Below are 11,436 nucleotides of genomic sequence, written 5' to 3' on the forward strand. Positions count from 1 at the left end.
CGAGATCGAGGTGACCGTCGGCACTGCTGGACGAGCGGTGTTCTTCTCGGGCCTGACGGTGCTGATCGGACTTGCCGGGCTGGCGTTGTTCGACTTCATGTTCCTGCGCTCGGTCGGCATCGCCGGTGCGCTCGTCGTCGCCGTCGCAGTGCTGGGGGCGCTGACGCTGCTGCCGGCAGTGCTCGGCATCGTCGGGCCGCACATCGATCGCGGTAGGCTGTTCCGCCGCGAGACGCACGGCGGCAGCCCGTTCTGGACCGTGCTGGCGAACACCGTCATGCGCCATCCCTGGTGGGTGCTGGTGCCGGTGATGGCGTTCCTGGTCCTGCTGGGCTTGCCGTTCCGCGAGGTGAAGCTGTCATCTCCGGACGCGACGATTCTGCCGCTGAGTGTTGATTCGCGGCAGGGGTTCGAGGTGCTGCGGCGCGAGTTCGGCGATGGCGAAATCTCGCCAATCGTCGTCGCCTTGCGCACGCCGGACGGCATCACCAGCCCGGAGAACCTCGCGGCGCTATGGGACTTCACGCGGCACTTCGCGGCTGATGAGCGCGTGACGCGGATCGACAGTCTGGTGACGCTCGACCCGCGACTCAGCCTGGCGCAATACGACCTGCTCTACAACACGGGTCAGATGAGCGACCCGTTCGTCGCCGCCGCCCGGCAGCAACTCGCCGGGCCGGACGCGACGGTGGTGCTGCTGTACACCCGCGGTCTGCCGACGGACGACGCCAACATCAACCTGCTGCACGAGATCCGCGACTGGCAGATGGGCGGCGACATGGAGATACTGGTCGATGGCGGCACAGCTGAGATCGTCGATGTTGTCAATGAGATGTACGCCGAATTCCCGCGCGTCGCACTGGTGATCGTGCTCTCGACCTACCTGGTGCTGCTATTCCTGTTCCGCTCGGTGGTGCTGCCACTCAAGGCGATCCTGATGAATGCACTGTCGATCATTGCGTCGTATGGCGCGCTCGTGTTTATCTTCCAGGAGGGGCATTTCTCACGGCTGCTCGACTTCGAGCCGCTCGGCTTCGTCGAGGCATCGCTACCGATCCTGATGTTCTGCCTGTTGTTCGGCCTGTCGATGGACTACGAGGTCTTTCTCCTCTCCCGCGTTCGGGAGGCCTATCTCGATTCGCACGACAACACCAGCAGTGTGGCGATCGGGCTGCAGCGCAGTGGTCGGATCATCACCGGCGCGGCCCTGATCGTCGTCGTCGTAACGCTGTCGTTCGTGACGGCGCAAATCGTGCTGGTCAAGGCGCTCGGCCTCGGCATCGCGATCGCGATTCTGCTGGACGCTACGATCGTGCGCGGCCTGCTGGTGCCGGCCACGATGCGGCTGCTTGGGGATATCAATTGGTGGCTGCCCGGCTGGCTCGCTCGTCTGCTGCCGAAGCGGGAGTTTGAGCATTGAACCGGGCGATGCTGCTGCTCCTGATGATCTGCCTGCTCACCGTCGCTTGCGGCGGCGCCGACACCACGCCCGCCGCATTTTGGGCGTAACCCTCGGCGACGGGGGGTGCCGCTGCCCTGCTCGCTCCGACACCGGCAATTGAGCCCGTGCGCCTGCCACAGGACGAAGCACCGCACGACCGGCTGACCGAGTGGTGGTACTACACCGGCCACATCACGACCGAGGCCGGAGTGCGCTACGGATTCGAGTACGTCATCTTCCAGGCGCAGCGCGGCATGTTCGCACCCTACTACGCCGCACACGTCGCGATCACCGACAGCGCCGCAGACCAGTTTGTTTACGATCAGCGCGCCGCGCCGGATGCACGCCGCGAAACAGACGAGGGTTTCAGCTTCGATATCGGCGGCTGGACGATGAGCGGCGCGAACGGCAGCGACCATCTTGCCGCCGATGTCGCGGGGATCGCGTTCGATTTTGAGCTGAGTGCGACGAAACCGGTCGCCTTGCACAATGGTGATGGTTATGTTGAGTTCGGCGCTGCCGGCGGCTCGTACTACTACTCGCGCACTCGGATGAGTGTCGAAGGCAGCCTGACCGTCGATGGACAGCCGCTCACTGTTCACGGTGAAGCATGGATGGACCACCAGTGGGGCGACTTCATTCAGGTCGGCGGCGGTGGTTGGGACTGGTTCTCCGTCCAGCTCACATCCGGCTGGGAGCTGACCATTTCGGTAGTACGCGACGAGAATCGGGAACTGGTGACGGCTTACGGTACGCTCGTCGATCCAACTGGCGGCACCACGCACCTTCGTGCTGACGACGTGAACATCCAGACGCTGGATGAGTGGACCAGTCCGCACACCGGCGCGACCTACCCTTCTGCCTGGCAGATCACGTTGCCGGACCATGACTGGTCACTGACCCTGCGTCCCTCGATGGCAGACCAGGAGCTGCAAACGCAGGAGACGACCGGCGTGATCTATTGGGAAGGCGAAATCGTCGTCGGGGGCAGTGTTGCCGGGCAGGCGGTCGATGGCCTCGGGTATGTCGAGCTGACCGGCTATGCGGCCAGTGATGGCCCGTCCTTGCCTGCGCTCTCACGTTAGGAACGTGCCCCGTTCCCCGTGAATGTTGTCGGCATCACCGGGGAGCTCGATCGCGGCGCTCCGTTTGCCGGACGGGTCAGCATCGAGCAGATTGTCCTTAGCTGACAGCGGCCCGCTCCGGGGTCGCTCCATCAGGCAGATCAAGATCGTGCCGCACCGCCCAGATAGCCAGCTCGGTTCGGTTGTTCGTCATGGTCTTGCCGAGCAGATTGCCGACGTGGGTGGTGACGGTCCGATGGCTGATGAACAGCTGCTCGGCAATCTGTCGATCCGAGAGTCCACGGGCGACGAGTTGAATGACGTCGACCTCGCGCTCAGTCAGCCCGGCTGGTCGCTGCGGTCGGACGTCGGCAAGCAGGGATTCTGTGGCGCGGACGCTGGCGGTCGCGCCTAATCGAACGAATATCTCCTGGGCAGTCCGTAGATCTTCGACCGCCTCGGCCGACATGCCGGCAACGGCGTATGCTTGCGCCCGCTCGATCAATGCGGTCCCTTCCTCGAACGGCAGGCGACATTGTCGCGCCAGGTCCACGGCATCGTCAGCTGGTTCAATCGCGGCCTTACTGCCCAGACGGCCCCGGCTGGCACGCGAGGCGAGCAGGAGCGCATGGATGGTGACGATGCAGTGCCGCGCCGCGCTGGATCGCCTGGCAACCTCGGTGGCGATTTGTCGTGCAGACTCTGACTCGCCGCGAGCGTAGGCGAGCAGGCCGTGTACGAGGTCGTGCAGCAACGATCCGGGGACAAACTCCCGACCGCTCAGAACTTGCCCAATCGCCCGCTCCCAGGCCGCCGCACCATTGATGTCACGCTGAACGATGCAATGATGTGCCTGCACTGTCGCGGCGTTGATCCAGTGCTGGACAGAGTGATCTCCGGCGCCACTTTCTGGCGTCGAGGCGACCTGACGCAGGGCGATTTCGCCAGCCGTCGTCCGACCCTCAGCGAACGCCAGCTCGCTGAGCAGATTGTGGATAATGTCGCGCACCGCCTGAGGTGACCGTTCGATGAGCTGTTCCAGCGTCGGGAGGACCGCACGGACGCAGTCCCACTCGCCCAGCCGAAAGCGCGCGTAGACGAACGCCGGTTCAGGCATGTCGGGCATAAGCAGGTGCGCGCTGCGGGTTCGAGCCAGCTCCTCGCCGCGTGCCGCGAACGCCCGCACGCGCTCCGGTTCGTGGAGGTGCGCGATGAGCGCGACGCGCATGATGCCGACTGCGGCGTAGTCGGTTGCGAGGTCGTAGCGGCCAAGCTCTTCGGCGATCGAGACACTCTGCAGGACGAGCGACAGCGCGTCGCCGCCCTCGCCGCGAGCGATCTGCAAGCTGGCCATGAATTGCAGCGCAATGGCGAGATACATCGCCTGGCCGGTGCGTTCAGCCAGCACGCGAAGCTCCTCGGCGACCTGTGCAAGATCATCGAACTGGCTCGTCGAGCCGTAGCAGTAGCCGAGGTAAGAGAGCGCTGTGCCGAGACTTTCATCGTCATGCTCGTCACGCAGAATCGGCACAACCTCGCGCAGAATCGTCATGCAGCCGGTAACGTCGCCGTCCTCGTAGAGCATCGTGGCACGGCGCTGAGCGGATTGCGCCAGCATGGGCGCATCGCCCCTGAGGCGCGCGCGCGTGGCGACGCGGTCGATTTCGCGCGTGCCTTGTGGTCGGTCGTTCCAGACCAGTACGTCCGCCATCGCCAGCCGAACGCGGTCCTCGTCGGCGTCGGCGATGCCGACCCGCTCGCCGACATTCAGCGCACGACGATACAGTTTGGCGGCTTCCGGAAAGCCGAACTCGGCGCGCGCCTCATCGGCTGCCTGCAGCAGTGCCGCGTAGGCTTCGGCGGATTTACCGGCGCGATCGGCGTGGAACGCGATTGCGTTGGCGTGGCTGCTCGGCTGGCGCTGCAGCCATTCCAGCACTTCTGCATGGATGAGTCGGCGGCGCAGTGCCGGATGCTGGCGGGCGAGCACACGCTGGAATGCGACGTGGCGAAAGCGAATCGTGCCGTCAATGTCCTCGATCAGCAGCCCGAGCGCGAGCGCAGCGTCAAGGTGTTCGGCGATGTTGAGCGCCGACGTTTTATTCAGATGCGCCAGGAGATCCAGATCGATCTCTTCGCCGACGATTGCAGCCAGCGTCAGGACGGCGATCGTTCCCCGACTCAAGCGACTGGAGAGCGCCGAGACGACCGCGCTGAGGGAGGTCGGCAACTGGTCGAGAGAATCGGCGTCGGTCAGGTCGATCTCGCCCGCTTCAAACGCGCCGAGCAGATTGTTCAGCACCAGCAGATTGCCGCCGCTGAGCTGGCTCAGTGTCTGGCTCACCCGCTGGCGATAGGTTGGACTCTGGTCGGCGAATGCATCGTTCACGTAGCGCGTAATCGCCTGATCGTCTACCGGCGCAAGCTCCATGATTGTTGCGCCGGATTCGCCGGAGACCGTGTGAAGCCAATCTGCAATGAGCGACGCGTGCGGTTGCGCTGCGTTGATCGTGAGAATCAGGAGCAGCGGCGTGGATCCGACACGATGCGAGAGCGTGCGGATCAGCGCCAGCGTCGAGGAGTCGGCCAGCTCAAGATCCTCAAAAACCAGCACCATCGGGACTTCATGTGCTGCGCCGTTGAGAATCGAGGCAACCCGCCGCCCGAGCTCGGCGATCCCCTGTGCAGCCGGAGCTGCGGTGCCGAGTGGCGGCGGAAGCAGGTTCTCCATAGCGGGATAGCGAGCGGTGATTTGATGCCACGGCGCGTAGGGGGTGGAGTCGTCGCCCGAATAACAGCGCGCCAAAACGACGCGGGGCCGCGAGGCGTGCAGATTGGCGCGCTCAAGGAAATTGCTGAGGAGGACTGACTTGCCACTTCCCGGCTCTCCGATAACGAAGACAACGCTTCCCTGCCCCGCGTACGATTGATCGAGCAAAGCGAGGAGTGCGGAGACTTCCTTATCGCGCGCGACAAACTGCATAGTGTTGTGCCACCCCCCTACGAGTGGCCGTGGCCGATGGTTTGGTCGCTAGTACTGGTCGCCCAGCGCTATCGCCTTGCCAGACGAGAAGTGGATGGTGCTCCCGGCGACCCATTGGCCACCGGACAGATACTCAACGTGACTCATATACATCATGCAGTAGCGGTCGTCGTCTGGTGAGAACGCAACGCCTTCCGGCCAGCTGCCCTGCGCTTCTTCATCGCGACTCGCGTCGCCGCCGCGCGTGTTCAGGCTCAGCCACTCTTCAGCGCTGATGACGTGTCCGCGCAGAACGACGCCGTTGTCCAGGCTGACGACCATCTTGATGGGGCTGCCATCAGGGTTGATGTACGACACTTCATCGAATCGTTTGAGGAGGCTACGAAGCAGGATAGCGGACATGTTGATTCCCCCTGATACATGCATGGCCAGACGTTGGCTGGGCCATCGGTCTACAACAACGAACAATCTGGGGATTCGAACAAAGCCAACATAACATTGTCCCCACGGTCTGTCAAAAGCGGCCGGGCGGCCAAAATCGTGGGAGGCGGCCGACTGGGGATCTCGGCCGCCTCGACGAGGAGGGAGGATGGGGAGGGAGGGAAATTCGCGAGACTTGAGCTGCGAAGAGTCGACTGCGGATCGTCGGGCTTGTTCTTCCGGGCAAGCTCACGGAGCGCCTCGGCAAGCTCTTCGATCCAGGACCTTTCGTCGAAGTCAGCGGTATCGTCCGAGCCTTCCTCTTCCGGCGACTGGCCGGCGTCACGCGACGTGTTTGGTTGTTGCTCGTCCGGCTCCTCTATTGTGTATTGAAATGAAATGATGAATTGCCGGGCTAGCCGATTGACCATTCGGTCGCTCCTGTGCATGACGAGTCGCGTGTGCCAGCTGTCGCTGTCGCTGAACTGCTCAAACGACATGACTACAGTCTGAACCGCGTTCAGCGAGCGGGCATCAGTGGAATTGCGCATTTCCAAGTTGTTATCTTTGGCAATCGCAGGTACGTAGTCCTACGGAGATGTCAGCGGGTCTGGACGCGCAGCCCGGCCAGAATCAGGTCTATCGTGCGGTCGGATGCGCGACGGAGCTCGTCTGTGGTCGCGATGCCGGATCGAACCGCTTCGACGAACCCAACAATGCTGAGCAGCAGAGCCCGAGCGTCCTGCGGTGCATCGACGCCGACGGTGAGTCCGGTCATTGCGTCGATCAGCGGCGCTTCAAGGATGGCAGCCAGCGGTGGAACGCTCGACGGGCCGGTCATGCGGGCGGGCCGCAAGGTGAACACGAAGTGGAACGCATCGGGAGACGCGAGCGCCGCGTCGACGAGGTCCCGCCAGGTCCGACGCAAGCGTTCCTCGGCGCTGAGGTTGCGTGGCATGCGGCGCAGGTGCGCCACCATCTCGTGCGCCGACGCCTCGGCCACCTGATAGAGCAGGTCGTCCTTGTCTCGGAAGTAGAGATAGATCGTGCCGTGCGTGATGCCGGCCTCTTCGGCGACGCGGCGGATGGAGAGACGTCCGGGATTGCTCAGCACGAGTGCGCGCGCCGCTGCGAGAATCGCAGCGCGCGTGGCAACCGGGTCGCGCGTACTTGTTGTCGGCTCGTTCGCGGCCATCCGCCCCCAGCTCTTCCGTGCCTGCACGAACTCGCTGGCCCCAGTATCGCAGACGTTGCATGCGGGTTGACATCGCAGAAATGCACTGGTATCGTCATACGCACAACTGAATAGACCCTGCGCTCATCCAGAGTGGTGGAGGGAATCGGCCCTTAGAAGCCCGGCAACCGGCGTCAAGTACGTGCGGTGCCAAATCCGCCGGAACCAGGTTCCGGAAGATGAGCAGTGTGAGCATCCACCACCTCGCAAAGGTGGTGTTTTTGTTCTTCCTCTCCGGCGCAGGGTGCAGAGGCTTTGACGAGGACGAGTACACGGATCACTGCCGGTCTAGCGAGCCACGCATGGTGGAAGGTGGCACCGACAACCCGTCGAATATGACCTCCGAGCAGCGTTCTGAACCGCGCCGAGCCGCGAACGACACCGTATCCACAGGGTACGCGCCGATCGTATTCGCACTATCGAACGCCAAGTAGGAATCGCCGGATCGCCCCCGATACAGGGCAATGTGTGCATGACATGCACCAGCTGAGTCTGTCGTTGCGAAACGACGGTGAAGCGGGGTGGTACCACGGGCTTTTCCCGTCCCCGCGCGGGGGCGCCGCGCCGTTGTCCATGCGCGCTCCCAGAGTCGACTTGAACGACGAGCAGGGGGAGCTGCGACAGATGACGAACATTACGCCGATCGACACATATACAACACCCGGACACGGCATCGCGGCACCAGGCATTGACTGGGTTGCCAGCCCGGCGCAGCAGGCCGTTCGCATTGCCACGCCGGCTGATCCGTTTGTCACTGAGGCCGGGGCAACGCTCGATGATGTCGTCCTCGCCTACGAGACATGGGGCACGCTCTCACCGAATCGTGACAACGTCGTCCTGGTGTTCCACGCGCTCACTGGCGACTCGCACGCTGCATCCCATTCGGAGATCCCCGGCGATCGCGCCGGCTGGTGGGAGCCGCTAATCGGCAGCGGCCGACCGCTGGACACCGACCGCTTCTTCATCGTCTGCGCCAACACGCTGGCGTCGTGCTACGGCTCGACCGGGCCATGCACCATCGCGCCGGATGGCGAGCGCTGGGGCACGCGCTTCCCGGCCGTCACCGTTCGCGATCAGGTGAATGCCCAGTTGCGGCTGTTAGATCGGCTGGGTATCGACTGTCTGGCCTGCGCCATCGGAGGCTCACTGGGCGGAATGGAGGCGGTCGAGTTTGCTGCGACTGCTCCCGAGCGCGTCCGCCGACTGGTCGTTGTCGCCGCTTCGGGCCGCTTCCACGCTCAGGGTATCGCCTATAACGAGATTCAGCGCCGGGCGATCATGCTCGATCCGACCTGGCAGGGTGGCGCATACGGCGAGCAGCAGCCCGCCGGTGGCGTCGCGCTGGCCCGCATGGTCGGCATGCTGACCTTTCAGTCCGACGAGTCGATGACGATGCGTTTCGGTCGCCATGCGGTGGCGCGTTACAATGCCTGGCCGGAATTCCACGGTCGCTTCGACGTCGAGGGCTATCTACACTACCAGGGCGACAAGCTCTCCGGTCGCTTCGATGCCAACGCCTACCTCTACTTGCTGCGGGCCATGGATAGCCACGATATCGGCCGCGAGCGCGGCGGACTGGCTGAAGCCGCGCGACGGATCACCGCCCGCACGCTCGTCATCGGTGTGAGATCGGACGTGCTCTTCCCCACGGTGCATGTGCAGGAGACGGCTGACGCGATTTCACGCGGCGGTGGTGTGGCGCGCTACTGGGAGCTGAACTCACCGCACGGCCACGACGCGTTCCTCAAGGACTTCGAGCGCCTCGATGCGGTGCTTCGCGACGGAGTGGGCCGGCAGGCCGCGCCGCCGGTGACGCGCCCGGCCGATGTCGACGAGACGGAGGCAGCCGATTGAGCTAGGCGACGAGCGCTCGGCACGCCCGGTTCGCCCAGACGCGCGAGCCACGGGCATGCAGCCCATCCGAACCCTTTGATGGTCATCACAGTTTGATCGAAATCGACGAGTGAAGGACGACGACACACATGACTGACGCCAACAGCAACGGAGTTCCCAACAAGGAGAAGTGGGGGTTCAACACCCGCCAGATCCACGCTGGACAGCAGCCTGATCCGACGACAACGTCGCGTGCAGTTCCGATCTATCAGACGTCGTCGTTCGTGTTCCACGACGCCGATCATGCAGCGCGACTCTTCGGCCTGCAGGAATTCGGCAACATCTACTCGCGGATCATGAACCCGACCAACGATGTCTTCGAGCAGCGCATTGCCTCGCTCGAAGGCGGCATCGCCGCGCTCGCCACCGGCTCCGGTCAGGCTGCTGAGTCGATCGCGATCTTCACCTTCCTTGAGGCTGGAGACGAAATCGTCTCAGCAGCTAGCCTCTACGGCGGCACCTACAATCTGTTCGCCACGACCTTGCCGCGCCTCGGCATCACGACGAACTTCATTGATCCGTCGAACCTGGACAACTTCCGGGCGGCAATCAACGACCGAACACGAGCGATCTACATCGAGACGATTGGCAACCCGAAGCTCGATGTCGTCCGCATCAAGGACGTGGCTGCGATCGCCCACGAGGCTGGTCTGCCATTGATCGTCGATAACACCTTCGCGTCGCCGTACCTGTGCCGCCCGATCGAGCACGGCGCTGACATCGTCGTCCACTCGGCCACGAAGTGGATCGGCGGACACGGAACGTCCATCGGTGGCGTCATCATCGACGCCGGCAAGTTCGACTGGACCAACGGCAAGTTCCCGAAGATGGAGGACTATGTCGAGCGCTTCGGCGATCTGGCCTGGATCGTCCGCGCGCGTGTCGAGCCGTATCGTGACCTCGGCCCGGCTCTGGCTCCACTGAACTCGTTCCTGTTCCTGCAGGGGCTCGAGACGCTTTCGCTGCGCATGGAGCGCCACTGCGAGAACTCGCAACGTGTTGCGGAGTGGCTGGAAGCCGACCCGCGTGTGACCTGGGTGACCTATCCGGGCCTCAAGAGTCACCCGAACCACGACGTTGCTGCTGAGCAGTTCGATCATGGCTTCGGCGCGATGATCGTCTTCGGCGTCAAGGGCGGGCATGCGGCAGGGCGCGAAGTCATCAATAACGTGCAACTTTTCTCGCTGCTGGCGAACGTCGGCGACGCCAAGTCGCTCATCATCCATCCGGCCTCGACCACGCACCGGCAGCTGTCGCCGGAGGAGCTGGCGCTGGCGGGCGTGAGCGAGGACACCGTGCGCCTGTGCATCGGTATCGAACACGTGGAAGACCTGCTGGCCGACCTGGAGCAGGCGCTGGCGGCGGCCTGAACGCACGGGTCGGGCAGCCGACCAACGGTCGGCTCTACAACGGCACATCCCATTTGTAGAGCCGACCGCTGGTCGGCTGCCCCTGCCGGTCAATGCATCCTGGCGGAGATCACTCCAGCAGCGAGCGCAGCATCCAGGCGTACTTCTCGTGGGTCTGCAGGCGCTGGGTCAGCAGATCCTCGGTGGGCGCGTCGTCGGCGTCGTCGGCGATCTCCAGCACCTCGCGCGCGGGACGGCACACCGCCTCGTTGCCGCTTACCAGCTGCTGCACCATCGCCCGCCAGTCGCCGCCGTCCACCGCCGGGCCGTCCTGGATCGAGCTCAGGCGGGCGAAGTCGGCATAGCTGGCCGGGGCGGCGAAGCCCAGCGCGCGGATGCGCTCGGCGATCTCGTCCAGCGCCGTCCACTGTTCGGTGTACTGGGTCTCGAACATGGTGTGCAGGGTGTTGAACATCGGCCCGGTCACGTTCCAGTGGAAGTTGTGGGTCCGCAGGTACAGGGTGAAAGAGTCCGACAGGAAGCTGGCCAGGCCGGCGGCGATCTGCTTGCGGTCGCTGGCGGAAATGCCGATGTCGATGCCCGGCGCGGTGGCCGGGGCCTTGGCCCGGCTGGCAGCGGTCTTGCCGGCGGGCGACTTGCCCTTGGGGGTCTTGCTCTTGGTCTTGGCCATGTTCTGCTCCTTGGGGTGGATTGCACACATCATGTATGGGGCTGCGACAATAGACAATAAACCCCCTGGCGTTATTGAAGCCTTCACCCGGTCCGATAGATGGAAACGATACCCGCCGAGCTGCGCACGTGCCTGCAAGCGGGCCGGCGCGGGATCGACCAGGCGCTGGGCCGCGACCGCGGCCGGCTGCACGGGCTGTGGTCGCGCTGGCGCGGGCAACCGGGCGATGCGGCGCTGCGCGAGCGTTTCGAGCTGGCCCTGGCGGCCTCGGTGGCCACCTGCCAGGCGCGCGCGGCCAGCCTGCCGGCGGTGGCCGTGGATGCGGCCCTGCCGATCGCCGCCGAGGCCGATCGCATCGTCG

10 protein-coding genes and 1 riboswitch are annotated in these 11,436 nt (G+C 64.3%); of the genes, 5 read left to right on the top strand and 5 right to left on the bottom strand.

Going from position 1 to position 11,436, the window contains the following annotated elements; all coding sequences use genetic code 11:
- Window positions 1-1,420, top strand: a 1,420-nt coding sequence (locus M9890_13835) for an MMPL family transporter (GenBank protein MCO5178033.1), incomplete at its 5' end; no start/stop codon positions are given.
- Between the two features lie 146 nt (window positions 1,421-1,566).
- Window positions 1,567-2,526: a hypothetical protein gene (locus M9890_13840; protein MCO5178034.1), complete on the top strand. Its 960-nt coding sequence runs from the start codon at window positions 1,567-1,569 to the stop codon at window positions 2,524-2,526.
- Window positions 2,527-2,623: 97 nt separating this feature from the next.
- Here M9890_13840 and M9890_13845 read toward each other — a convergent pair whose 3' ends face one another.
- Genes M9890_13845 through M9890_13860 form a run of 4 tightly spaced genes read right to left on the bottom strand, consistent with a single transcriptional unit; the run spans window position 2,624 to window position 7,103 of the window.
- On the bottom strand, window positions 2,624-5,488 hold the full coding sequence (locus tag M9890_13845; GenBank protein MCO5178035.1) for an AAA family ATPase: 2,865 nt from the start codon (window positions 5,486-5,488) through the stop codon (window positions 2,624-2,626).
- 48 nt (window positions 5,489-5,536) lie between these two features.
- Complete coding sequence (locus tag M9890_13850; protein ID MCO5178036.1) at window positions 5,537-5,890, bottom strand: hypothetical protein; 354 nt, start codon at window positions 5,888-5,890, stop codon at window positions 5,537-5,539.
- A 50-nt stretch (window positions 5,891-5,940) separates the two neighbouring features.
- A complete protein-coding gene (locus M9890_13855; protein ID MCO5178037.1) occupies window positions 5,941-6,459 on the bottom strand; it encodes a hypothetical protein in 519 nt (172 codons plus the stop codon).
- 50 nt (window positions 6,460-6,509) lie between these two features.
- The gene (locus M9890_13860) at window positions 6,510-7,103 is read right to left on the bottom strand and encodes a TetR/AcrR family transcriptional regulator (protein MCO5178038.1); all 594 of its coding nucleotides are present in this window, start codon (window positions 7,101-7,103) and stop codon (window positions 6,510-6,512) included.
- A gap of 120 nt (window positions 7,104-7,223) precedes the next feature.
- Window positions 7,224-7,328, top strand: a riboswitch (SAM riboswitch).
- 438 nt (window positions 7,329-7,766) lie between these two features.
- Between M9890_13860 and M9890_13865 the strand changes: the two genes are divergently transcribed.
- Window positions 7,767-8,996 (top strand): homoserine O-acetyltransferase, encoded by a 1,230-nt coding sequence (locus M9890_13865; protein ID MCO5178039.1) that lies wholly within the window; start codon window positions 7,767-7,769, stop codon window positions 8,994-8,996.
- A gap of 128 nt (window positions 8,997-9,124) precedes the next feature.
- Window positions 9,125-10,405 carry an O-acetylhomoserine aminocarboxypropyltransferase/cysteine synthase gene (locus tag M9890_13870; protein MCO5178040.1) on the top strand — a complete coding sequence of 427 codons (1,281 nt, stop codon included), beginning with the start codon at window positions 9,125-9,127 and terminating at the stop codon, window positions 10,403-10,405.
- A gap of 109 nt (window positions 10,406-10,514) precedes the next feature.
- On the opposite strand, the gene M9890_13875 is transcribed toward M9890_13870, so the two are convergent.
- Window positions 10,515-11,075: a DNA starvation/stationary phase protection protein gene (locus M9890_13875; GenBank protein MCO5178041.1), complete on the bottom strand. Its 561-nt coding sequence runs from the start codon at window positions 11,073-11,075 to the stop codon at window positions 10,515-10,517.
- Between the two features lie 99 nt (window positions 11,076-11,174).
- Between M9890_13875 and M9890_13880 the strand changes: the two genes are divergently transcribed.
- The coding region (locus tag M9890_13880; GenBank protein ID MCO5178042.1) for a hypothetical protein at window positions 11,175-11,436 on the top strand (262 nt) is incomplete at its 3' end.

This window comes from Thermomicrobiales bacterium, from assembly GCA_023954495.1.
Lineage (GTDB): Bacteria > Chloroflexota > Chloroflexia > Thermomicrobiales > CFX8 > JAMLIA01.

Excerpts from the sequence above, each read along its gene's own strand:
- M9890_13845 (MCO5178035.1), bottom strand. The coding sequence starts at position 5,488 with ATGCAGTTTGTCGCGCGCGATAAGGAAGTCTCCGCACTCCTCGCTTTG.
- M9890_13850 (MCO5178036.1), bottom strand. The coding sequence starts at position 5,890 with ATGTCCGCTATCCTGCTTCGTAGCCTCCTCAAACGATTCGATGAAGTG.
- M9890_13855 (MCO5178037.1), bottom strand. The coding sequence starts at position 6,459 with ATGCGCAATTCCACTGATGCCCGCTCGCTGAACGCGGTTCAGACTGTA.
- M9890_13860 (MCO5178038.1), bottom strand. The coding sequence starts at position 7,103 with ATGGCCGCGAACGAGCCGACAACAAGTACGCGCGACCCGGTTGCCACG.
- M9890_13865 (MCO5178039.1), top strand. The coding sequence starts at position 7,767 with ATGACGAACATTACGCCGATCGACACATATACAACACCCGGACACGGC.
- M9890_13870 (MCO5178040.1), top strand. The coding sequence starts at position 9,125 with ATGACTGACGCCAACAGCAACGGAGTTCCCAACAAGGAGAAGTGGGGG.
- M9890_13875 (MCO5178041.1), bottom strand. The coding sequence starts at position 11,075 with ATGGCCAAGACCAAGAGCAAGACCCCCAAGGGCAAGTCGCCCGCCGGC.